Source organism: Nocardioides sp. N13(2025) (genome assembly GCF_051912545.1).
In the GTDB taxonomy this organism is placed as follows: Bacteria; Actinomycetota; Actinomycetes; order Propionibacteriales; family Nocardioidaceae; genus Nocardioides.
In genome coordinates this window covers 3583509-3605655 of record NZ_CP196809.1, presented here as the reverse complement: position 1 = coordinate 3605655, position 22147 = coordinate 3583509, and the positions used below count along the sequence as shown (strand labels likewise).

Genomic DNA, 22147 nt, shown 5'->3' with positions numbered 1-22147 from the left:
GATGCTGCTAGCGACCTAGATATCGAGGAATCGAACGTCCTTGGCGTTGCGCTGGATGAAGGAGCGGCGCTGCTCGACGTCCTCGCCCATGAGGATCGAGAAGATCTCGTCGGCCTGGGCGGCGTCCTCGAGGGTGACCTGCTTCATCAGGCGGGCGTCGGGGTCCATCGTGGTCTCCCACAGCTCGTCGGCGTTCATCTCGCCGAGACCCTTGTAGCGCTGGACCGGGTTCTCCTTGGGGAGCTTCTTGCCCTGGGCCTGGCCGTCGGCGAGCAGCGCGTCGCGCTCGGCGTCGGAGTAGACGAACTCGTGCTCGGCGGGCTTGTTCCACCGCAAGCGGTAGAGCGGCGGCTGAGCCATGTAGACGTAGCCGTGCTCGATCAGCGGCTTCATGAACCGGAACAGCAGCGTCAGCAGCAGGGTGTTGATGTGGTGGCCGTCGACGTCGGCGTCGGCCATCATCACGACCTTGTGGTAGCGCAGCTTCTCGAGGGCGAACTCCTCGTGGATGCCGGTGCCGAGCGCGGAGATGATCGCCTGCACCTCGGAGTTGGCGAGCACCTTGTCGATGCGGGCCTTCTCGACGTTGAGGATCTTGCCGCGGATCGGGAGGATCGCCTGGATGCGCGGGTCGCGGCCCTGGCGCGCGGAGCCACCGGCCGAGTCGCCCTCGACGATGAAGACCTCGCACTCCTCCGGGTTGGTCGACTGGCAGTCGCTCAGCTTGCCGGGCAGGCCGCCGCCGCCGAGCAGGCCCTTGCGACCGCGCGCGAGCTCGCGCGCCTTGCGGGCGGCGATGCGGGCGTTGGCCGCGGCCTGGGACTTGCGGACGATGTCCTTGCCCTCGGCCGGGTTCTGCTCGAACCACGCGCCGAGCTGGTCGTTCATGATCCGCTGGGTGAAGCCCTTGGCCTCGGTGTTGCCGAGCTTGGTCTTGGTCTGGCCCTCGAACTGTGGCTCGCCGAGCTTGATCGAGATGATGGCGGTCAGGCCCTCGCGGATGTCGTCCCCGGAGACCCGGTCCTCCTTCTTCTTGATCAGGCCCCACTCCTCGCCCCAGTTGTTGACCAGGGAGGTGAGCGACGCCCGGAAGCCCTCCTCGTGCGTGCCGCCCTCGTGGGTGTTGATGTTGTTGGCGAAGGTGTGGACCGACTCGGTGTAGGAGGTGTTCCACTGCATCGCGACCTCGAGGCTCATGTGCTGGCCCGAGGCCCCCTCGGCCGTCTCGGCCTCGAAGGAGATGACGGTGGCGTTGGCCTTGTCCTTGCGGCGGTTGAGGTGCTCGACGTAGTCGACGAGGCCGCGGTCGTACTTGAAGACCTGCTCGAGCCCGCCGCTCTCGGCGCGCTTGATCGCGTCGTGGCCGGCGTTGTCGACCGCGTTGTCGATGGTGTCGTCCTGCACGGCGTCGACGCGGGACTCGGCGTCGGCGCGCTCGTCGCGGATGACGAACTCGACGCCCTTGTTGAGGAACGCCATCTCGCGCAGGCGCGAGGTGATCGTCTCGAGGTTGTAGGTGGTGTGCTCGAAGATGTCCTCGGAGGCGTACCAGGTCACGGTCGTGCCGGTGCCCTCACCGGGCTCCAGCGGCCGGACCTGCTCGAGGTCGGCGTCCGGCACGCCGAGCTGGAAGCTCTGGCGCCACAGGTGACCACGGTTCTTGACCTCCGCGACCAGCCGGGTGGAGAGCGCGTTGACCACCGAGACGCCGACGCCGTGGAGGCCGCCCGACACCTTGTAGCCGCCGCCACCGAACTTGCCGCCGGCGTGGAGCATCGTCAGCGCCATCGTGAGCGCCGGCATCTCCTGTCCGGGGGCCGTGTCGGTCGGGATGCCGCGGCCGTTGTCCTCGACCCGGACGCCGCCGTCGGCCTGGAGGGTCAGCACGATCCGGGTCGCGTAGCCCGCGAGCGCCTCGTCGACGCCGTTGTCCACGATCTCCCAGATCAGGTGGTGCAGGCCGCGCTCACCGGTGGAGCCGATGTACATGCCGGGGCGCTTGCGCACGGCCTCGAGGCCCTCGAGGACCTGGATCGCGGAGGCGTCGTACTCGACGTCGGTGCCGACCGCGGTCGACGAGCGCTTCTCGGCGACGGCCTCGACCGCGGCCTCCTGCGCTGCCTCGACGGCCTCGGCGATGGCCTCGGCGGGGGAGGGGTCTGCTGGCGTGGGTGCTGATGGCGAGGTGTGGGTCGGAGCGGTGGTGTTCTCGACGTTCTCTTCGCTCAAGGCACAGCCTTCTTCTCGTCGCCCGCGAGGGGCGTTCGACATGAGTCGAGTCGCGGCTGTTGCGGTGGCAACCAAGCGTGCGACTCGACTTGTCATACTACCGTCCACGGGCCTCCAACCGAAGCATCAACCCCGCAGATGGGGGTGATCGGTGGAAAAAGACGCCCTCAGGGGCCGCATGAGGCCGGTTCACAGGGCCGAACAGGGGGGCCGGTGGGTCCCCCTACGGTCGGGAGGCCCTCAGATCGCCAGATCAGGGCTCACGCGGACGGGGTGCCTCAGCCGTAGGTGTCGCGCGGGCCGCGGCCGTCACGGCTCGACAACCGGCCCTTCTTCCAGGTGGGCAGGTGGGGGCCGTGCACGTCGATGACGGTGACGGTGCCGTGACCGAGCTCGGTGTTGAGGCGTCGTACGACGCTGGGCGCGAGCAGCTTGAGCTGGGTGGCCCAGGCGGTCGAGTCGGTGCGCACGACGAGGCGTCCGTCGGCGAACGACTCCGGCGTGCAGTGGTCGGCGATCTCGGAGCCGACGAGCTCGGCCCAGCGGCCGAACACGCCCTGGACCTTGAGGTCGAGCTCCCAGCCGTGGTTGGCGATGAGCCGGCCCATCGCCGCGTCGAGCAGCTGGGGGTCGCGGTCGTCCGGGCGCGCGCCCGACGAGGTCGTCTGCGTACGACGTCGCGGTGACGACGACCTCTTCCTCGCCGGCGTCCCGGGGCTCGCGGCCGCGGCGCGCGCGGCAGCCCGGGCCAGGTCGAGCCCGTCGGGTCGGTGCGCCTCACCGGGCGTCATGGGCTCTGCGGGTGCGGACCCGGCATCCTCATGACGGACCTCGTCGTCGTCACTCGTCACGGGTCACCTCCCCGTCGGCGACGACGAAGCGCACGCCCTGCAGGGACGCCGGCACGTCGGCCGCGACCGCCGCCGTCACGAGCACCTGCTCGGCACCCGCCACCAGCTGCGCCAGCTGGCTGCGCCGCTCCGCGTCGAGCTCGGCGAAGACGTCGTCGAGCACGAGGATCGGGTCGTCGCCGTCGGCGCGGAGCAGGTCGTACGACGCCAGCCTGAGCGCCAGCGCGAAGGACCACGACTCGCCGTGCGAGGCGTAGCCCTTGACCGGGAGCCGCAGGTCGCCGTCCCCGAGGGTGAGCAGGAGCTCGTCGCGGTGCGGGCCGACGAGCGAGATGCCGCGGTCCAGCTCCTCCTTGCGCCGCGCGGCGATCGCCTCGAGCAACGCGCCGCTCAGCTCGTCCTGGTCTCGTGACGGTCGCTGCGCGACCTCATCGACCAACGGACCGCTCGGGAGGTCGATGCTCGCCCTGTAGTCGAGGTCGGCGTCGTCGCGCGACGCCCCGCGCGCCACCGCCTCGTAGGCCTTGCCGAGGTAGGGACGCAGGTCGTCGACCAGCCGCAACCGCGCCGCGAGCAGCTCACCGCCGACGCGGGCGAGGTTGTCGTCCCAGATCTCCAGCGTGGAGAGCGCCGCGTCGCGTGAGGAGCCGCGCGCGACGCCGGCGGTCTTGAGCAGGCTGTTGCGCTGCCTGAGGATCCGGTCGTAGTCGGAGCGCACCCCGGCGAGACGGGGCGTGCGCATCACCAGCAGGTCGTCGAGGAGCTTGCGGCGGTCCGACGGGTCGCCCTTGACCAGGGTCAGGTCGTCGGGTGCGAAGACGACGGTGCGGACCAGGCCGATGATCTCGCGGGGTCGGGGCAGGGGAGAGCGGTTGATGCGCGCCCGGTTGGCCCGGCCCGGGTTGAGCTCGACCTCGAGCAGTGCCGTACGCCCCTCCTTCACGACCGACGCCCGCACGATCGCCTGGTCGGCACCGGCCCTGACCAGCGGGGCGTCGGTGGCGACGCGGTGCGAGGAGAGGCGGGAGAGGTAGTCGATCGCCTCGACGAGGTTGGTCTTGCCCTGGCCGTTGCGGCCGATGAAGGCCGTGGCTCCAGGCTCCAGCGCGACGTCGATGTCGGCGTAGGAGCGGAAGTTGTGCAGGGTCAAGTGGGCGACGTGCAAAGGGGGCCTAGCTCTCCCCGGCCTCGTGACCGCTGCCGGCGCCGGCCTGCTTCGACGTCTCCGACTGCTCGGCACCGCTGGTGCCCTCGGCGTCGCCGCCCTTCGGGGCCGTCGAGCGCACCGCGTGGCCGCCGAACTGGTTGCGCATCGCGGCAACGGCCTTCATGGTCGGGGAGTCGTCCTGGCGGGAGACGAAGCGCGCGTAGAGCGCGGCGGTGATGGCAGGCGTCGCGACGGCGTTCTCGATGCCGGCCTCGACCGTCCACCGTCCCTCGCCCGAGTCCTCGGCGTAGCCGGCGATCTTGCTGAGGCCGGGGTCCTCGTCGAGGGCGTTGACCATGAGGTCGAGCAGCCACGAGCGGATCACCGTGCCCTCGCGCCACGAGCGGAAGACCTCGGTCACGTTGTCGGTGAGCTCGGCCTTCTCGAGCAGCTCCCAGCCCTCGGCGTAGGCCTGCATGATGGCGTACTCGATGCCGTTGTGGACCATCTTGGAGAAGTGCCCGGCGCCCACCTTGCCGGCATGCACGGAGCCGAAGTCGCCCTCGGGGCGCAGCGCGTCGAAGGCCGGCTGGACCTTGGCGATGTCATCGGCGTCGCCGCCGTACATCAGGGCGTAGCCGTTCTCCAGCCCCCAGACGCCGCCGGAGACGCCGCAGTCGACGTAGCCGATCTTCTTCTCGGCGAGCAGCGCGGCGTTGGCGATGTCGTCGGTCCAGCGGGAGTTGCCGCCGTCCACGACCACGTCGCCCTCGCCCAGGAGGCCCGCGAGCTCCTCGACCGTCGCCCTGGTCGGGTCGCCGGCCGGGACCATCACCCAGACGACCTTCGGGCTGGGCAGCGCCTCGACGAGGGCGGCCAGGGAGTCGACGTCGCTGACGTCGGGGTTGCGGTCGAAGCCCACGACCGTGAGTCCCGCGCGGCGCATGCGCTCGCGCATGTTGCCGCCCATCTTGCCGAGCCCGACGAGTCCGATGTCCATCCCGCGAGCCTAGTCCCCACGCCTCAGGGGGTCAGGACAGCAGGCGGCGCGGCATCAGCAAGTAGCGGAACGAGTGGGTGTCGTCGTCGGCGTCCGTGCCCGAGATGACCACCGGCTTGGTGGCCTGGGTGAACGCGAGGTCGACGAACTCCCCGTCGATGGCGGTGAGGCCATCGAGGAGGAACTGCGGGTTGAAGCCGGTCGTGAGGTCGTCGCCGTTGATCTCGGCGTCGACGGCCTCGGTCGCCATGGCCTCGTCACCGGAGCCGGCGTCGAGCACGATCTGGTTGTCGGCGAACTGCATCTGCACCGCGGTGTTGCGCTCGGCGACCAGCGCGACGCGCTTGACGGTCTCGATGAGCTCGGCCTTGTTGACCTTCGCGACCGTCAGGTGCTCGGCCGGGAAGAGGGAGCGCACCTTGGGGAACTCGCCGTCGAGCAGGCGGGTGGTGGTGCGACGTACGCCGCCCAGGCCGGTGCCCTCGAAGCCGATGAGTCCCTCGCCGGCACCGCTCGCGCTGAGCGCGATGGTGACCTCGGCGCCCGAGGTCAGCGACTTGGCGGTGTCGCCGAGAACCTTGGCCGGCACCAGCGCGGCGACCGACTCGTCGGGCGACTGCGGGTTCCAGGTGAGCTCGCGGTGCGAGAGGCGGAAGCGGTCGGTGGCGAGCAGCGCCATAGTGGACCCGTCGATCTCGATCCGGACGCCGGTGAGCACCGGCAGCATGTCGTCGCGGCCCGCCGCGGTGACGGCCTGGGAGACGGCGTGGGCGAAGTCGGCGCTGGAGACGGTGCCGGTGGCCGAGGGCATCTCGGGCAGCGTCGGGTAGTCGTCGACCGGCATCGTCTGGAGGCTGAAGCGCGCGGAGCCGCAGGTCAGCGAGACGCGCGGGCCCTCCAGGGTCATCTCCACAGGCTTGGCGGGCAGGCTGCGGCAGATGTCGGCGAGGAGGCGACCGCTGACCAGTGCCTTGCCCTCGTCGTTGACCTCGGCGTTGAGCGTCGCGCGGGCCGAGGTCTCGTAGTCGAAGGTGGAGAGCACCAGACCGGCGTCGCTCGCCTCGATCAGCAGGCCGGCCAGGACCGGGGAGCTGGGTCGGATCGGCAGGCTGCGGGCAGCCCAGGCAACGGCGTCGGCGAAGACGTCGCGTTCGACGCGGAACTTCACAAGGATCTCCTCGGGGAGAAAAGCAGCTGACAACGAGAGAGGGCTGCGTGGGCGCAGCGATCGGATCACGCGAGAGCGTGGGAAGTGCATCCTGCCACGCGCACCTCGGGCTTCGGCAGGGTTCTCCCCAGAGCGTGGTGTGTTCAGTGTTGGTGGGAGATCGGACCAGTGTTGAGGTTCATAGTGGTCATAGGGTCCGTGGAAACTGTGGACAACCGCTGTTTGCGCAGGTCAGTGCGCTGGGACCGTGTGCACGACGGGTGTGGACGCCGCCCTGCCAAGCGGACGCGGTGTGTGGACGGCCGCGCGGTCCTTGTTGTTCGTCCCGAGGCATCCACAGGGCCTGGGGACGAAGCGCCGGACCGAACCACAACTTCTCCACACGACAGCGGTGTCGGACGGCTCAGGCCTGGCGGGCCTGCATCTTCACGCGGTTGGTGAGCTCGCTGACCTGGTTGAAGACCGCGCGGCGCTCGGCGAGGAGCTGGCGGATCTTGCGGTCGGCGTACATCACCGTCGTGTGGTCGCGGCCGCCGAACTCCCGGCCGATCTGCGGCAGCGACATGCTGGTCAGCTCGCGGCACAGGTACATGCCGATCTGGCGGGCCATGACGAGGTGCCGGCCGCGGGAGGGACCGGTGAGGTCCTCGAGCGAGACGCCGAAGTAGGCCGCGGTCTGGGCGATGATCAGCGCGTGCGTGATCTCGGGCTCGCCGCCCTCGGGGATCAGGTCCTTGAGCACGATCTCGGCCAGGGTCATGTCGACCTCCTGGCGGTTGAGGTTGGCGAACGCCGTGACCCGGATCAGGGCACCCTCGAGCTCGCGGATGTTGGTCTGGATCTTCGAGGCGATGAACTCGAGCACGTCCGGCGGGGCGGTGAGCCGGTCCATCGCGGCCTTCTTGCGCAGGATCGCGATGCGGGTCTCGAGGTCCGGGGGCTGCACGTCGGTGATGAGGCCCCACTCGAACCGGTTGCGCAGCCGGTCCTCCAGCGCCTCGAGCCGCTTGGGTGCGCGGTCGGAGGTGAGCACGATCTGCTTGTTGGCGTTGTGGAGGGTGTTGAACGTGTGGAAGAACTCTTCCTGCGTCTGGGTCTTGCCCTCGAGGAACTGGATGTCGTCGATCAGCAGCACGTCCACGTCGCGGTAGCGCCGCTTGAAGCGGTCCTGCCGGTCGTCGCGGATCGCGTTGATGAACTCGTTGGTGAACTCCTCGCTGGAGACGTAGCGCACCTTCGCGTTGCTGTAGAGGCTGCGCACGTAGTGGCCGATCGCGTGCAGCAGGTGCGTCTTGCCCAAGCCGGACTCGCCGTAGACCAGGAGCGGGTTGTACGCCTTCCCCGGAGCCTCGGCGACCGCGACGGCGGCCGCGTGGGGGAAGCGGTTGGACGAGCCGATGACGAAGGTCTCGAACGTGTACTTGGGGTTGAGCCGCGTCTCCAGCGCCGAGGGACGTCGCTCGGCGCTGCTCGGGGCCGGCTCGTGCGGCTCCACGAGGGCGGGTGGGCTGGCCGGCTCGAGCAGCGGTTCATTTGTCGACAAAGCGACAGATCGATCTGTCGCTTCGTCGACGTGCGGCGCGCCCTGGTCCTCGAGCGCCGGGTTGACCGTGACGAGCATCCGGATCTCGCGGCCGAAGCCCTCGGTCAGCGCGTCCTCGATGTGGTTGCGCAGCCGGCCCTCGAGCTGGTTGCGCGTGAAGTCGTTGGGCACCGCGATGATGGCGGTGTTCTCGTGAAGGGTGACCGGGACGCTGGGACGCAGCCAGGCCCGCTGGTTGGGCTGGAGGTCCTCGACGATCTGCTGCCACGCCGTCCCGAGATCTACCTGCTGGTCGTCCACCGGACCGCCTTCACTTCCACCATTGTCTTCGGGCTCACACCACGGAGGTGGCGAAACCTTGGTCCACAGAGTTCTCCACAAGCTGTGAACTGCTGCGCCTCATCGTTGGGATCGAGGCCCCCACCCTGCTGCCGGCGTTGATCGTTCCAGCATTCCTGCAGGTCAGACGCACTTTCGAGGGGCTTGTGACCCAGGTCACACGATGCTGCGAACCAGGTCGAAGCCGTTGTTTCCACAGCCGGGGGAGGGGTGGAACGTAACAATCTCCCGAGGCCTCGGGCAAGACGTCATCCACAGGCCGGCCGTGGGAGGGTCCCCGTGGGTTTGACCCCCTCTTTCCCCACCGCGTACCGTTGGCCGGTCGCTCCATGTCGACGGGTGCCGCATGTCCACGATCCGCCACCAGGCGGCCGCGTGGGTGGGCGGTGCCGGCCGAACGCACCACCTCGGGCCCAGCACTGACCTGGCAGTGGAGTGGACATCCCTCGAAACCTTCGGAGAAATAGCCGTGAGCAAGCGTACGTACCAGCCGAACAACCGTCGCCGTCACAAGGTGCACGGCTTCCGTCTGCGCATGCGGACCCGCGCCGGCCGCGCGATCCTGTCGAGCCGTCGCCGCAAGGGCCGCAAGAGCCTGGCCGTCTGACGGCCAGAGCTCACGGCACGCGCCGTGCTCTCCGCTGTCCATCGCCTCACCGACAGTGACGGTTTCCGTCGCGCTGTCCGAAGTGGGCGACGAGCCGGCAGCTCCACGTTGGTCGTCCACCTGTGGGTGGACCCCGAGGCGGAGCCCGCACCGGTCCAGGTGGGGTTCACGGTCAGCAAGGCCGTGGGCAACGCCGCCACACGCAATCGTGTGAAGAGACGACTTCGCCACCTGACCCGGGAGCACCTTCCTGCACTGGAGGGGCTTCCGGGTCGTGCTGCTCTCGTGGTGCGCGCCCTCCCGGCCGCCGCCGACGCGTCGTACGCGACCCTGGGTGCTGACCTCGACCGTACGCTGAGCAAGGTGAGCGTCCGATGAAGCACCTCCTCATCGCCTTCATCCGCGCGTGGCGGTTCGCGATCAGCCCGCTCTACGGCCAGGTGTGTCGCTACCACCCGAGCTGCTCGGCGTACGCCCTCGAGGCCGTCACCGAGCACGGCGCGGTGCGCGGCACCTGGCTCTCCGTACGCCGTCTCGGCCGCTGCCACCCGTGGGCAGCCGGCGGCTACGACCCCGTTCCCTCCCGCGCCGACTCGGCCGTGGAGTCCCCCGCAACTCGAGGAGCATGAGTGCTCGACTTCTTCGGATCCATCGGCCACGCGATCATGGCGCCGCTCTACTACGCGGTGTCCTTCATCCTGGTCGGCTTCCACAGGGGGCTGTCCGCGCTCGGCCTCGACCCGGCCGGTGGCTGGACGTGGATCCTCTCGATCATCGGGCTCACCCTCGTCGTGCGCACCGCCCTGATCCCGCTCTTCGTCAAGCAGATCAAGTCCAGCCGCAACATGCAGCTCATCCAGCCCAAGGTGCGTGAGCTGCAGAAGAAGTACGGCCACGACCGGGAGAAGCTCGCCCAGGAGACGATGAAGCTCTACAAGGACTCGGGCACCAACCCGTTCGCCTCGTGCCTTCCGATCCTGCTCCAGATGCCGATCTTCCTCGCGCTGTTCCGGATGCTCGACCAGGCCGCTCGCAAGGGCAAGGCCCACGGCTTCATGGACACCGAGCTGGCCGGTCAGTTCCGCGACGCCAAGTTCTTCGGTGACATCCCCGTCTCCGGGACCCTGACCGGTGGCGTGGGCGGCGTCGTGGTCGTCGCCGCGATCCTCGTGGTGGCCATGACGGCGACCACCTTCATGACGCAGCGCCAGCTGATGAGCAAGAACATGCCGGCCGACGCGCTGTCCGGCCCTTACGCCCAGCAGCAGAAGCTCCTGCTCTACGTGCTCCCCGTCGTCTTCGCCGTCGGCGGCATCGCCTTCCCCATCGGCGTCCTCGTCTACTGGACCATCTCGAACCTCTGGACCATGTGCCAGCAGTTCTACGTGATCCGCAACAACCCCGCCCCGGGCACCCCGGCCGCCAAGGCCAAGGAGGAGCGCGACCGGCACAAGGCCGAACGCCACGGCCTGAAGACCCCGGCCCAGGTCGAGGAGGAGCGCCTCGCGGCCGAGGCCGAGTCCAAGCGCGAGGAGAAGGCGCAGGCGCGGGTGCAGCCGCAGCGCCAGACCAAGGCCCAGCGCAACAAGAAGAAGCGCTGACCCAGACGTTCCCGGGCGACCCGTGCGCGGAGCCGCCCACCCTGACCGAGAAGCAGGAGACACACGTGAGTGAGCAGATGACCGACAGCGACGCGGTGGAGGCCGCGGACGCGCCAGCCACCGAGCCGACCGCGGCAGGCGACGCCGCCGAGAGCACGGAGACCGAGGAGTCCGGAGCGGCCGGCCGCCCCTCCAAGGTGCAGCGCCTCGAGCACGAGGGCGACATCGCGGCGGACTACCTCGAGGAGCTGCTCGACATCGCGGACCTCGATGGTGACCTGGACATGGACGTGGAGGGCGACCGCGCCAGCGTCCAGATCGGCGGCGCGGACCTGAGCCTGCTCGTGGGCCGCAATGGCGAGGTGCTCGAAGCGCTGCAGGAGCTGACCCGGTTGGCCGTCTACCGCGAGACCGGTGAGCGGTCGCGGCTGATGCTCGACGTCGGCGGCCACCGAGCCCAGCAGCGCACGCGCCTCGTCGCGCTCGCCGAGAAGTCCATCGCCGAGGTGAAGGAGAGCGGCGAGGCCCTCTCCCTCGAGCCCATGAGTGCCTTCGAGCGCAAGGTCGTGCACGACGTGGTGGCTGCTGCCGGCCTCACCTCGGAGTCCGAGGGTGCCGAGCCGAAGCGCCACGTGGTGATCCTCCCCGCGTGAGCGACGACGTTTCACGTGAAACCGTCGGGTCGAGCAGGCCCGTCGGGCCCATGTCGAGACCACCCTCCGTCCCCGTTGCGGCACGGAGGGTGTTCGCGTCCGAGCGCCTCGACCTCGCCGTCCGCTACACGGACCTCCTCGCGACCGAAGGCGTGGTCCGAGGCCTGATCGGACCCCGCGAGGCCCCGAAGCTGTGGGACCGGCACATCCTCAACTCGGCGGTGCTGGCCGAGGCCGTCCCGGACTCGGCGACCGTGTGCGACATCGGCACCGGCGCCGGACTCCCCGGCCTGGTCATCGCCATCGCCCGCCCCGACCTCCGGGTCACCCTGGTGGAGCCCCTCCTGCGGCGTACGACGTTCCTCGACGAGGTGGTCACCGAGCTCGGCCTCGAGCACGTCACCGTCGTACGCGGGCGCGCCGAGGACCTTCACGGCCGATCGACGTTCGACGTGGTCACCTCCCGAGCGGTCGCCCCTCTCGAGCGCCTGCTGGGGTGGTCGATGCCGCTGGTGGCCCCCATGGGCGCGCTGGTGGCGATGAAGGGCCGCTCGGTGCACGAGGAGATCGCATCCGTGGCAGACTTCCTCGCGACCTGGCGCTGCGGGGAGCCGGAGGTGTTCGAGGTGGGCGTGGGGCTCGTGGATCCACCGACGACGGTGGTGCGGATCCCTTGGGCCGACCCGTCCCGGATAGGTTGGCCCCTTGCGCCTGCGGCGCAGCGCGGCGCCGAGCGCCGCAAAGGACGATCCCGCAAGTCGCGCAACCGAAGTGGAGAGGTGAGCTGAGGTGTCCGGAGACCCCGCCGAGAACGTGGGTTGGCGAGCCCCGAGTGATGCCTCGAGCCGTGGCGACGGAGAGTTTTCCACCGTGGATGACACGCCTGCTGAGCGGGACTATCCACAGGATGACAGCGCTCGTCCACAGGACTGGACCGTTTCACGTGAAACTGGATCGGTCGATGTTTCACGTGAAACGCGCCCGACGTGGCAGGTCCGGACCGCGGGCGACATCGCCGCGCAGGACGACTCCTTCCACGACGCCGGCACGCCGCTGGCCCAGGCCGCCCAGCACTCGGTGCTGGCCCGGACGGGCGGTCTCCGTCGTCAGGGCGTGCCCCGTCCCGCTGCGACCCGCGTCTTCGTGGTCGCCAACCAGAAGGGCGGCGTCGGCAAGACCACCTCGACGGTGAACGTCGCCGCCGGCCTGGCCCAGCTCGGCCAGAAGGTGCTGGTCATCGACTTGGACCCCCAGGGCAACGCGTCGACCGCGCTGGGCGTGGAGCACCATCGCGGGGTTCCCTCGACCTACGACATGCTGGTCGACGGCCAGCCGCTCGGCGAGGTCATGACCGAGTGCGCCGACCTGCCCGGGCTGTGGGCCGTGCCGGCCACGATCGACCTCGCTGGCGCCGAGATCGAGCTGGTGAGCGTCGTGGCGCGCGAGCAGCGTCTCGCGCGGGCCATCAGCGGTCACCCGCTCGTCGGCACCGCCACCGAGGTGGGTGAGGAGCGTTTCGACTACGTCTTCGTCGACTGCCCGCCCTCCCTCGGCCTGCTGACCCTCAACGCTCTCGTCGCCGGTCGCGAGATGTTCATCCCGATCCAGGCCGAGTACTACGCCCTCGAGGGTCTGGGCCAGCTGCTCGAGACCGTCGACATGGTGCGCCAGCACCTCAACCCCCAGCTCGTGGTGTCCACGATCCTGCTCACCATGTACGACGCCCGCACCCGCCTCGCTGCTGGCGTGGCGGAGGAGGTGCGCAGCCACTTCGGCGACCAGGTGCTCAAGACCGCCGTCCCCCGGTCGGTGCGCGTGTCGGAGGCGCCGTCCTACGCGCAGACCGTGATGACCTACGATCCGGCCTCGGCGGGTGCCCTCTCCTATCTCGAGGCCGCCCGAGAGATCGCCAGCAAGGGAGCACCAGCATGAACGCCACCCCTCCTCGTCGTGGACTCGGTCGCGGGCTGGGCTCGCTGATCCCGACGGCTCCCAGCCACCAGGTCCCCTCTCCCGACGCCGCGTCCACCAACGGGCACGGCCCGACGAGGACCGACGGCGTTGTTGGCGGGCACTCCTCCGCCCCCGAGTCCCAGCAGACGGGACCGACCACGTCGAACGGGTCCGTCGGCGGGGAGCCCGTGGCCGGCGCCTACTTCGCCGAGCTCCCGATCACGCAGGTGCGCCCCAACGCCCGCCAGCCCCGCCAGGTCTTCGAGGAGGAGGCACTCGCCGAGCTGGTGCACTCGATCCGCGAGGTCGGCCTGCTCCAGCCGGTCGTCGTACGCCGGACCGGTGAGGACTCCTACGAGCTCATCATGGGCGAGCGGCGCTGGCGCGCCTCCCAGGAGGCCGGGCGCGACACGATCCCGGCGATCGTGCGCGAGACCGACGACAACGACATGCTGCGCGACGCGCTCCTGGAGAACCTGCACCGCTCCCAGCTGAACCCGCTCGAGGAGGCTGCTGCCTACGGCCAGCTGCTCGAGGACTTCGAGTGCACCCACGAGGAGCTGGCCCAGCGCATCGGCCGTTCGCGCCCGCAGATCTCCAACACCCTGCGCCTGCTCAAGCTCTCCCCGCCCGTCCAGCGTCGCGTCGCTGCCGGCGTGCTCTCCGCGGGCCACGCCCGCGCGCTCCTGAGCGTCGACGACGCCGGCCTGCAGGACAAGCTCGCGGCACGCGTCACCGCCGAGGGCATCTCCGTGCGCGGCCTCGAGGAGATCGTGTCCGTCGGCGTCGAGGCCGACGACGCCCCGCGGCTCACCCGCAGCAAGCCGGTGGCCCCCGGGCTGGCCGAGCTCGCCGACCGGCTCTCCGACCGTCTCGAGACCCGGGTCAAGGTGGACCTCGGCAAGGCCAAGGGCAAGATCACCGTGGAGTTCGCCAGCCTCGACGACCTCCGCCGCATCGTCGACATCATGGACCCGCGCAACCGCGACGACCGCCCCATCTGAGACGGACAACGGCCTGCGAGGCACGAGCAGGGCGTGTGGATCCGGCCAGATCGAGTGGCCCCGCGGCTGAGGAACGAAGCCGCGCAAGGGACGTATCGAAATCCCGCCCGTGTCGATGAGGTCTCGATACGCCTCGCTCGTTCCTCGCTCGGCTACTCGACCACCGAACGGCGAATGTCGACAAAGCGACAGATCGACCTGTCGACAGGTCTACTTGTCGGCTTGTCGCTTTGCCCGCTTCTCGGCACGCTTGCGCGCCCGCTCACGCTTCTCCTCGGCGTCGAGGCGGGCGGCCTCCTCGAGGGTGGGGGCGGAGCCGCCGAGGGAAGCGGGCACCCACCAGGAGCCGGGAGGCTGCTCGTCGGCCGGGTAGTCGCGGACCGCCTCGACCAGCATCTGCGACATCCGGGCCTTCAGCGCGGCCGTCTCGGCCACCGGGTCGTCGCCGGTCGGGTGGAGCGGCTCCCCGACCCGGATCGAGATCGTCTTGCCGCGCGAGAAGTCGCGGGGGTGGTCCTTGGTCATCATCCGCTGCGTGCCCCACATGATCACCGGCACGACGGGTACGCCGGCGGCCGCCGCGATGCGTACGGCACCGGTCTTGAAGTCCTTGAGCTCCATGGCGCGGGAGATCGTCGCCTCGGGGAAGATCCCGACGGCCTCGCCCTGCTTGAGGTAGTCGACCGCGGTGTGGAAGCTCGCGACGCCCTCGCCCCGGTCGACCTCGATGTGGTGCAGCGACCGCATCAGCGGGCCGACGTAGGTGTGGTCGAAGAGCTCGCGCTTGGCCATGAATCGCACCAGCCGACCCGACGGGTTGGCGGCGAGACCGCCGTAGACGAAGTCGACGTAGCCGATGTGGTTGTAGGCGAGCAGCACCCCGCCCTCGCGCGGCACGTGCTCGGTGCCGGCCAGCTGGATGCGCTGCCCCAGCAGCTTGAAGGCCGTCTTGGCGGTCACGATGATCGGCGGGTAGGTCACGTCGCGCATGGTCGAGAGCCTAGGGTCCCCCGCGCGCCGCGGCGAGCGTTCGTGATGGGCGACTCACGCCCGGGGGCCGGTCAGCGGCGGGTGGCGAGGAAGTCCCCGATCCGGCCGATGGCCTCCTCCAGCACGCTGGCCTCCGGGAGCGTGACCAGGCGGAAGTGGTCGGGCGTGGGCCAGTTGAAGCCGGTGCCGTGGGTGACGAGGATCTTCTTGGCCCGGAGCAGGTCGATCACGAACTCCTGGTCGTCCTCGATCGGGTAGACCTCGGGGTCCAGGCGAGGGAAGCAGTAGAGGGCGCCGCGCGGCTTGACGTTGGAGACGCCGGGGATCTCGTTGAGGAGCCGGTGCGCCAGCATCGACTGCTCGTAGAAGCGCCCGCCCGGGCCGATCAGCTCCTCGATCGACTGGTAGCCGCCGAGGGCGGTCTGGATCGCGTGCTGGGCGGGGACGTTGGCGCACATGCGCATGTTGGCGATGAGCGTGAGGCCCTCGAGGAAGTCGGTCGCGATCTCCTTGGGCCCCGAGATCATCACCCAGCCCGCGCGGTAGCCACACACGCGGTAGGCCTTCGACAGCCCCGAGAACGTCAGCGTCAGCACGTCGTTGCCGCCATAGGTCGCCGCGTGGTGATGCTGGGCGTCCTCGAACAGGATCTTCTCGTAGATCTCGTCGGCCATCACCACGAGGTGGTGGCGACGGGCGATGTCGACGAGCCCCTTGACCGTCTCCTCGCTGTAGACCGCACCCGTGGGGTTGTTGGGGTTGATGATGACCAGGGCGTAGGTGTTCTCGGTGATCTTGGCCTCGATGTCGGCCAGGTCGGGGTTCCAGTCGTCGTCCTCGTCGCACCGGTAGTGCACCGGGATGCCGCCGGCCAGCGTGACCGCGCCGGTCCACAGCGGGTAGTCGGGAGCCGGGACGAGGATCTCGTTGCCGTCGTCGACGAAGGCCTGCAGGACCATCGAGATCAGCTCGGAGACGCCGTTGCCGATGAAGATGTCCTCGACGCCGACGTCGCGCAGGCCGTGCGACTGGTAGTAGTGCATGACCGCCGTGCGCGCCGACCAGATGCCCTGGCTGTCGGCGTACCCCTGCGACCCGGGGAGGTGGTGGATCATGTCGGCGAGGATCTGCTCGGGCGCCTCGAAGCCGAAGGGTGCGGTGTTGCCGATGTTGAGCTTGAGGATGCGGTGGCCCTCGGCCTCGAGCCGCTGCGCCTCGACCAGGATCGGCCCGCGCACGTCGTAGCGGACACCTTGCAGCTTCTTGCTCTGTCGGATCGGGCGCACGACCTCATCCTCTCAGGCGCGATCCGGAGCTAGCATCGAGAGCATGTCCCGCAAGACCGCGCGCCTCAAGGTCGACGACCTCGCGGAGCTGGGCGACCCCGTGCGGTCGTGCCTGTTCTGGGAGCTCGGAGCGGTCGACCGGGCGCGGCTCGACGAGTCCGAACGGATCGCGCAGAAGGAGAGCTGGCTCTCCGGCGTCCTGCGTGACTGGGGCTCGTGCGGGCGCGTCGTACGCGTGGACGGGCGCACGGTGGGCCACATCATCTATGCGCCGGCGGCCTACCTCCCCGGTGCGGCTGCGCTGCCTACGGCACCGTCGTCGCCGGACGCGATCGTGGCGGCGACGGCCTGGGTGGATCCGCGCCTGCGGGGCGGCGGCCTCGGACGCCTGCTGGTGCAGGGGATGGCGGCCGACCTGGTCGAGCGCGGCCACACCGCGGTCGAGGCCTACGGCGACACCCGGGGCAGGACCCACGGCTGCGTGCTGCCCGCGGAGTTCCTCGGCAGTGTCGGTTTCAAGACCCAGCGCGCGCACCCCACCACGCCACGCATGCGGATGGAGCTGCGGACGGCGCTGCGGTGGAAGGACGAGGTCGAGCTCGCCCTCGAGAAGATGTGGGGAGTCGTACGCCCCACGCAGAAGGCGACCCGCCCGATCGGATCGGTGCGGGCCGCCTCCGGCGACTAGCAAACAGTCGGTGGTCGAGTAGCCGCGAGGAACGAGCGGCGTATCGAGACCTCAGATCTCGATACGGACCTGCGCGACTTCGTTCCTCAGTCGCGGGTCCTACTCGATCTGGCCACGCCCACGTCGTGCGCGCAAGCGCGCCCGACTGCGTGTCTCAGATGATGCCCTCGAGCTCCTTGAGGAGCGCGGCCTTGGGCTTGGCGCCCACGATGGACTTCACGACCTCGCCGCCCTGGTAGACGTTGATGGTCGGGATGCCGGTGACGCGGTAGGACGAGGGCGTCACCGGGTTCTCGTCGACGTTCATCTTGAGGAACGTGAGCTTCTCACCGTGCTCGGCATTGAGCTCGTCGAGGATCGGGGCGACCTGGCGGCACGGGCCGCACCACTCTGCCCAGAAGTCCACCAGGACGGGCTTGTCGGACTTGAGGACCTGCGCCTCGAACTCGGCGTCGGTCACAGCGGCGATGTTGGCCACGGCACGTGCCCCTTTCGGAAAAAGATCGGTGTTTCGTCGATGTCCTCAGTCAACACCACCCCGCGGACAGTTGTTCCCGCGATGGGTCCGCCCCGGGTGGCTGACGTGGTCAGGCGCCGGCCGTCTGCACCTGCGCGCTGATCTCGGCGACGGTCGCGGCCGCGTCACCCGCGGTGGACGCCTCGTGGTCGAGGGCGGCGATGAAGCGCTCGGCGTCGAGCGCGGCAGCGCAGCCGGTGCCGGCGGCGGTGATGGCCTGGCGGTAGTGGTGGTCGACCAGGTCGCCGGCGGCGAAGACGCCGGGCAGGTTGGTCTTGGTGGAGGGGTGGTCGACGAGGACGTAGCCGTCGTCGTCGAGGTCGACCTGGCCGGTCAGCAGCTCCGAGCGCGGGTCGTGACCGATGGCGATGAACAGGCCGGTGACGTCGAGCTGGCGCTCCTCCCCGGTCACGGTGTCACGCAGCGCGATCGACTCGAGCTTGTCGGCGCCGTTGATGGCGGCGACCTCGGAGTTCCACACCATCTCGAGCTTGGGGTCGGCGAAGGCGCGCTCCTGCATGATCTTGGAGGCGCGCAGCTCGTCGCGGCGGTGGACCAGGTAGACCTTGGAGGCGAAGCGGGTGAGGAAGGTGGCCTCCTCGACGGCCGAGTCGCCGCCGCCGATGACGGCGATGGCCTGCTCGCGGAAGAAGAAGCCGTCGCAGGTGGCGCACCACGAGACGCCGCGCCCGGAGAGCTCCTCCTCGCGGGGCAGGCCGAGCTTGCGGTAGCCGGACCCGGTGGCGAGGATCACCGACCGCGCGGTGTAGGTGTCGGTGGCGGTCCTGACGACCTTGACGTCGCCGGTGAGGTCGACCTCGACCACGTCGTCGGAGACGAGCTCGGCGCCGAAGCGCTCGGCCTGGGCGCGCATCTCGTCCATCAGCGCCGGGCCCATGATGCCGTCGCGGAAGCCCGGGAAGTTCTCCACCTCGGTGGTGTTCATCAGGGCGCCGCCCGCGGTCACCGACCCCTCGAAGACCAGGGGGTGGAGCGAGGCCCGCGCGGCATAGACGGCGGCGGTGTAGCCGGAGGGACCCGAGCCGATGATGATCACGTTGCGCAGCGTCGAGTCGGCCGGGGCGGTCGTCTGGCTCATGGGGGTCAGTCACTCCTGCATTGCTGGGGATCGGATGCGTCGTACGACGTCCTCAACCGATCGTAGGCGACCGTTCTTCCCGCGGCCGGACCGACGGCTCAGGGAGCGGGCAGCGTGAGGGTGCGGACGGGCTCACCGGTGCCGCAGACGAAGATCGCCACGCGCTGGGCGTCACCGGACGGCGGCTGGTAGACGACCGTGCCGGGCTGGCCGTCGACCTCGACGAGCAGTCGCCGACCAGGCCCGATGCCGCGCATGAGGCAGGTGCCCTGCACGTCGGGAGCCAGCGGCTGCCCCGTCGTGCGGGCGGCGGCGTCCCGGCGGAGCCCGAGGAGACGGTCGGACAGGGCGGGGTCGGAGAGCGAGACGGTCGGCAGGCCGGCGCGCGGCGCCGGGCTCGTGAGCGACTCGGGGGCCTCGGCGCCGCCACTGCTGGAGTCGGCGCTGCCGTCGTCCGACTGGCCGCCGAGCTCTCGGGAAGAGGCGTCGGACTCGGCCGCCACCCCGCCCGAGCTCGAGGCGTCGTCGCCGCCCGAGCGGGGCAGGGCCTGGCCGAGGGCCACTCCCGCGACGACGACGGCGGCTGCGGCCAGCAGCCCGAGGCCGGCCGTCCTCCGCCGCCGGGCACCGAGGTCCACCACCGGTGCGGCGGCGGCGCGGTCCGTGCCCGGACCGGACTGCTCGAGCGGCGCGTCGCCGCGCTCGGAGACGAGGGAGGCGAGGGTCTCGTCGAGGCGGGCGACGACCTCGGGCGGGACGGGCCCGTCGTGACGTGCGTCGGCGAGCAGGCGGCGTACGTGCTCCTCCTCGGGCGGCAGGCGCGGGGAGTCGGTCATCGGGTCACCTCCTCGGGAGGTCGTGGGACAGGGGCGGGTGCGCGGGTCGGGGTGGGGGGTCAGCGCGCGGGCGGGCCGCGTGGCCGCACGGTGGGTTGGACGGGGCCGTCCGGGGGCGGGTTCCCGTGAGGCGGGTCACCGACGGGGCGGTGGAGGTCCACCAGCAGCCCCGCGAGCCTGGCGCGCCCGCGCGAGCAGCGCGACTTCACGGTGCCCTCCGCGCAGCCCAGCATCTCGGCGACCTCGGCGACGGGGTAGCCCTCCATGTCGACCAGGACCAGGGCGGCACGCTGGTCGGGCGGAAGGGTGGCCAGGGCGTCGAGCACCCGGCGACGCCGCTCGGAGTCCTCGGCGACGGCGTCGGGCTGGTCCTCGTGCTCGGCGGTCGCCACCAGCGTGCCGCGGTCCTCCACGTCGTCGGGCAGCGCCTCGAGCCGCCGGATCCTGGCGGCCCGCAGCCGGTCGAGGCAGGCGTTGACGACCACGCGGTGCAGCCAGGTCGTCACCGCGGCCTCGCCCCGGTAGGACCCGGCCCGCCGGAACGCGGCGATCATCCCGTCCTGCAGGCCGTCCGCGGCGTCCTCGGGGTTGCCCATGGTGCGCAGCGCCACGGCCCACAGGCGGTCGCGGTGGCGGGAGAACAGCACGCCGAACGCCTCGGCGTCGCCGTCGACGTGGGCCCGGAGCAGGTCCTGGTCGGACCGGTGGTCCGTCACCCCAGCACCTGCACCTCGGAGATGGTGCCGCGGAACTCGGCACCGACCGGCGGCAGCAGGGTGAGCCACACCGTGACGTACCTGCCGGAGACGGCCTCGTCGAGGGTGATGGTGAGGGGACCGGTGCCCGAGGCGGTGCCCACCGGGGTGAGGTCGGCGATGCCGGTGGGGGGCGAGGAGGTGACGTAGGCCGCCAGCGAGGTCTGGCCGCCCTCGGTGGTGACCACGACCTCACGGACGCCCTTGGTGGCGCCGAGGTCGATGACGAGGCCGACCCCGGTCTTCAGCCCGCCCGGGCCGAAGTTCTGCAGGTAGCTCGACGTGCTCCACGACGTCGCGGGGTCGCCGTCGAGGACGTTGGGCACCTGGTCGGGGTTCTCCTCGCGCGGCTCGGAGCCCTGCGGGTCGAAGTCCACCGCGGTGAGGCCGGTGAAGGGGGTCGGCGCCGCGACGCTGGGAGTCGTGGCGGTCGGCGTGGGCTCGTCGTCGCTGGAGCCGGGCATCGGCGGCTTGAGGCCGAGCTGGTAGGCCGCCACGGCTGCCACCATGACCAGCACGCAGACGCCGACGATCATCGCCAGGCGGAACCAGCTGCGCCCGGGCACCTGGTCGCTGGTGTCGTCGAGGCCGTCGCCGGTGCCCCAGCGGTCCGCGGACCACGAGCCCGAGCTCCACGAGCCGGTGTCGCGACCGACCGGGCGCACGGCCGAGTCCTGGGAGGCGTCCCAGGGCCAGTACGCCGGGTTGGCCGAGGCCGCACGTGAGCCGGGGCGCGGTCGTCGTACGGGCTCGCCCTCCGGCGGGTCGGGGGCGAAGAGCGGCTTGGGCGGCAGGTCCTCCAGCGGCGGCGGGGGCTCCGGTCGGTCGGCGCGGGCGCGCAGCCAGTCGACCTCGTCGTCGTCGTGGAACACCGGCATGCCGGCCTCGGTCGGCAGGTCGGTGACCGGCGTCGGGGCGTGGGGGTCGACCGCCGGCTGCACCGCGGTCGGCTCGGCGGGCTGCTCGCCCGCGTCCTCGGGCTCGGGTGCCACCACGGGTACGACGGCGGTGGGCGCCGCCGGCGGGACGGGAGGCGGGGTCACGGGGGGGAGCGCGCGGCCGCCCGGCACCGGTACGTGGGTGCCGGTGAGGTCGCCGATGAAGTCCAGGAGCAGGTCGCGGATGCCGCGCGCGGTGTGGTCGGCCGTCTCCTCGCGGGGGGCGTGCTGCGGGTTGAGGACGTGGTCGCACAACGTGTCGAGCATCCGGGGGATGCCGGCGCGCACCCGGCGGGGACGCAGCACCTCGCCGTGGACCTCGGGTGCCGGCGGCAGGGTGGAGTCCGAGACGCCCGCCCACTTGCCGGTGAGCGCGCAGTAGAGCAGGCCGACGAGGTCGATCTCGTCGACGTTGATGCGCCCGGCGGGCAGCCCGCGGAGCGCGGCCTCCACGCCGAAGCCGATGATCCGGACGTGGCCGTGCTGGTCGACCAGCACGTTCTCCGGGGCCAGTCGTCCGTGCGCCAGCCCGGCGGCGTGCGCCTCGGCGAGGCTGTCGGCCACCTCCGCGACGAGCCAGGCCGCGCGGCGCGGCGGCAGCGGCCCCTCGCGGGTGAGGAGGACGTCGAGGGAGTCGCCCTGCCCCCACTCGTTGACGACGTAGCAGAGCCCGCCGGCGACCTCGGCGTCGAGCACGCGGAGCAGCCGGCGGCTGATCACCGGCCCCGCCTGGCGCGCGGCCTGGAGCACGGGCTCGGCCCGCTCGTCGTCGGCGGAGAGGATGTGGACCGAGACGGGGCGGTGGAGGACCAGGTCGTGGGCACGCCAGAAGCGGCCGGTCCCGTTCTCGGCCAGCAGGTCGTCGAGCCGGTAGCGCTCGGCGAGGACGTCACCGGCCTGCATCGACCTCGGCACCGCTCACCCCACTCTCCGCACGTCGTGG

General features: G+C 70.7%; 22 protein-coding genes. 9 read left to right on the top strand and 13 right to left on the bottom strand.

Annotation, left to right across the window (positions count from 1 at the left end):
• Positions 1–15: 15 nt before the first annotated feature.
• The 6 genes from gyrB to dnaA form a co-directional block, all read right to left on the bottom strand.
• The gene (gene gyrB / locus ACS3YM_RS17450; RefSeq protein ID WP_439939918.1) at positions 16–2139 is read right to left on the bottom strand and encodes a DNA topoisomerase (ATP-hydrolyzing) subunit B; all 2124 of its coding nucleotides are present in this window, start codon (positions 2137–2139) and stop codon (positions 16–18) included.
• Positions 2140–2507: 368 nt separating this feature from the next.
• Positions 2508–3080, bottom strand: coding sequence for a DUF721 domain-containing protein (locus tag ACS3YM_RS17445; protein ID WP_439937701.1), 573 nt, complete (start codon positions 3078–3080; stop codon positions 2508–2510).
• On the bottom strand, positions 3070–4245 hold the full coding sequence (gene recF / locus ACS3YM_RS17440) for a DNA replication/repair protein RecF (RefSeq protein WP_439937700.1): 1176 nt from the start codon (positions 4243–4245) through the stop codon (positions 3070–3072). The genes ACS3YM_RS17445 and recF overlap by 11 nt, the downstream gene beginning before the upstream one ends.
• A gap of 7 nt (positions 4246–4252) precedes the next feature.
• Complete coding sequence (gene gnd / locus ACS3YM_RS17435) at positions 4253–5227, bottom strand: phosphogluconate dehydrogenase (NAD(+)-dependent, decarboxylating) (RefSeq protein ID WP_439937699.1); 975 nt, start codon at positions 5225–5227, stop codon at positions 4253–4255.
• A gap of 31 nt (positions 5228–5258) precedes the next feature.
• Positions 5259–6395 carry a DNA polymerase III subunit beta gene (gene dnaN, locus ACS3YM_RS17430; RefSeq protein WP_439937698.1) on the bottom strand — a complete coding sequence of 379 codons (1137 nt, stop codon included), beginning with the start codon at positions 6393–6395 and terminating at the stop codon, positions 5259–5261.
• Between the two features lie 403 nt (positions 6396–6798).
• On the bottom strand, positions 6799–8238 hold the full coding sequence (gene dnaA, locus ACS3YM_RS17425; RefSeq protein WP_439937697.1) for a chromosomal replication initiator protein DnaA: 1440 nt from the start codon (positions 8236–8238) through the stop codon (positions 6799–6801).
• Positions 8239–8740: 502 nt separating this feature from the next.
• Here dnaA and rpmH point away from each other — a divergent pair.
• The 8 genes from rpmH to ACS3YM_RS17385 all read left to right on the top strand — a co-directional run bounded on the left by rpmH (position 8741) and on the right by ACS3YM_RS17385 (position 14095).
• The gene (gene rpmH, locus ACS3YM_RS17420) at positions 8741–8884 is read left to right on the top strand and encodes a 50S ribosomal protein L34 (protein WP_206054688.1); all 144 of its coding nucleotides are present in this window, start codon (positions 8741–8743) and stop codon (positions 8882–8884) included.
• A gap of 24 nt (positions 8885–8908) precedes the next feature.
• Positions 8909–9262 (top strand): ribonuclease P protein component, encoded by a 354-nt coding sequence (rnpA, locus tag ACS3YM_RS17415; protein ID WP_439937696.1) that lies wholly within the window; start codon positions 8909–8911, stop codon positions 9260–9262.
• Positions 9259–9513, top strand: a complete 255-nt coding sequence (gene yidD, locus ACS3YM_RS17410) for a membrane protein insertion efficiency factor YidD (RefSeq protein ID WP_439937695.1) — start codon at positions 9259–9261, stop codon at positions 9511–9513. Before rnpA ends, yidD begins: the two co-directional genes overlap by 4 nt.
• Positions 9514–10485, top strand: a complete 972-nt coding sequence (gene yidC / locus ACS3YM_RS17405; RefSeq protein WP_439937694.1) for a membrane protein insertase YidC — start codon at positions 9514–9516, stop codon at positions 10483–10485.
• Positions 10486–10562: 77 nt separating this feature from the next.
• On the top strand, positions 10563–11138 hold the full coding sequence (locus tag ACS3YM_RS17400; protein ID WP_439939917.1) for a Jag family protein: 576 nt from the start codon (positions 10563–10565) through the stop codon (positions 11136–11138).
• A 50-nt stretch (positions 11139–11188) separates the two neighbouring features.
• Positions 11189–11926 (top strand): 16S rRNA (guanine(527)-N(7))-methyltransferase RsmG, encoded by a 738-nt coding sequence (gene rsmG, locus ACS3YM_RS17395; RefSeq protein ID WP_439937693.1) that lies wholly within the window; start codon positions 11189–11191, stop codon positions 11924–11926.
• A gap of 223 nt (positions 11927–12149) precedes the next feature.
• Positions 12150–13070, top strand: coding sequence for a ParA family protein (locus ACS3YM_RS17390; protein WP_439939916.1), 921 nt, complete (start codon positions 12150–12152; stop codon positions 13068–13070).
• Entirely contained in the window at positions 13067–14095 is a 1029-nt protein-coding gene (locus ACS3YM_RS17385; RefSeq protein ID WP_439937692.1) for a ParB/RepB/Spo0J family partition protein, read from the top strand. Before ACS3YM_RS17390 ends, ACS3YM_RS17385 begins: the two co-directional genes overlap by 4 nt.
• Positions 14096–14305: 210 nt before the next feature.
• On the opposite strand, the gene ACS3YM_RS17380 is transcribed toward ACS3YM_RS17385, so the two are convergent.
• Together ACS3YM_RS17380 and ACS3YM_RS17375 are read right to left on the bottom strand one after the other, a co-directional pair.
• A complete protein-coding gene (locus tag ACS3YM_RS17380; RefSeq protein ID WP_439937691.1) occupies positions 14306–15085 on the bottom strand; it encodes a lysophospholipid acyltransferase family protein in 780 nt (259 codons plus the stop codon).
• Positions 15086–15156: 71 nt separating this feature from the next.
• Complete coding sequence (locus tag ACS3YM_RS17375; protein WP_439937690.1) at positions 15157–16371, bottom strand: pyridoxal phosphate-dependent aminotransferase; 1215 nt, start codon at positions 16369–16371, stop codon at positions 15157–15159.
• A 43-nt stretch (positions 16372–16414) separates the two neighbouring features.
• Between ACS3YM_RS17375 and ACS3YM_RS17370 the strand changes: the two genes are divergently transcribed.
• Positions 16415–17059: a GNAT family N-acetyltransferase gene (locus tag ACS3YM_RS17370; RefSeq protein WP_439937689.1), complete on the top strand. Its 645-nt coding sequence runs from the start codon at positions 16415–16417 to the stop codon at positions 17057–17059.
• 154 nt (positions 17060–17213) lie between these two features.
• Here ACS3YM_RS17370 and trxA read toward each other — a convergent pair whose 3' ends face one another.
• The 5 genes from trxA to ACS3YM_RS17345 form a co-directional block, all read right to left on the bottom strand.
• Entirely contained in the window at positions 17214–17537 is a 324-nt protein-coding gene (trxA, locus tag ACS3YM_RS17365) for a thioredoxin (RefSeq protein ID WP_056603764.1), read from the bottom strand.
• Between the two features lie 109 nt (positions 17538–17646).
• Positions 17647–18675: a thioredoxin-disulfide reductase gene (trxB, locus tag ACS3YM_RS17360; RefSeq protein ID WP_439937688.1), complete on the bottom strand. Its 1029-nt coding sequence runs from the start codon at positions 18673–18675 to the stop codon at positions 17647–17649.
• Positions 18676–18773: 98 nt separating this feature from the next.
• Entirely contained in the window at positions 18774–19511 is a 738-nt protein-coding gene (locus tag ACS3YM_RS17355; RefSeq protein ID WP_439937687.1) for a hypothetical protein, read from the bottom strand.
• Positions 19512–19570: 59 nt separating this feature from the next.
• Entirely contained in the window at positions 19571–20227 is a 657-nt protein-coding gene (gene sigM, locus ACS3YM_RS17350; RefSeq protein ID WP_439937686.1) for an RNA polymerase sigma factor SigM, read from the bottom strand.
• Entirely contained in the window at positions 20224–22119 is a 1896-nt protein-coding gene (locus ACS3YM_RS17345; RefSeq protein WP_439937685.1) for a protein kinase family protein, read from the bottom strand. Before ACS3YM_RS17345 ends, sigM begins: the two co-directional genes overlap by 4 nt.
• Between the last annotated feature and the right edge of the window lie 28 nt (positions 22120–22147).

Coding starts and splice junctions, on each gene's coding strand:
- gnd (WP_439937699.1), bottom strand. CDS start 5,227: ATGGACATCGGACTCGTCGGGCTCGGCAAGATGGGCGGCAACATGCGC.
- yidD (WP_439937695.1), top strand. CDS start 9,259: ATGAAGCACCTCCTCATCGCCTTCATCCGCGCGTGGCGGTTCGCGATC.
- ACS3YM_RS17400 (WP_439939917.1), top strand. CDS start 10,563: ATGACCGACAGCGACGCGGTGGAGGCCGCGGACGCGCCAGCCACCGAG.
- rsmG (WP_439937693.1), top strand. CDS start 11,189: ATGTCGAGACCACCCTCCGTCCCCGTTGCGGCACGGAGGGTGTTCGCG.
- ACS3YM_RS17385 (WP_439937692.1), top strand. CDS start 13,067: ATGAACGCCACCCCTCCTCGTCGTGGACTCGGTCGCGGGCTGGGCTCG.
- ACS3YM_RS17380 (WP_439937691.1), bottom strand. CDS start 15,085: ATGCGCGACGTGACCTACCCGCCGATCATCGTGACCGCCAAGACGGCC.
- ACS3YM_RS17370 (WP_439937689.1), top strand. CDS start 16,415: ATGTCCCGCAAGACCGCGCGCCTCAAGGTCGACGACCTCGCGGAGCTG.
- trxB (WP_439937688.1), bottom strand. CDS start 18,675: ATGAGCCAGACGACCGCCCCGGCCGACTCGACGCTGCGCAACGTGATC.
- ACS3YM_RS17355 (WP_439937687.1), bottom strand. CDS start 19,511: ATGACCGACTCCCCGCGCCTGCCGCCCGAGGAGGAGCACGTACGCCGC.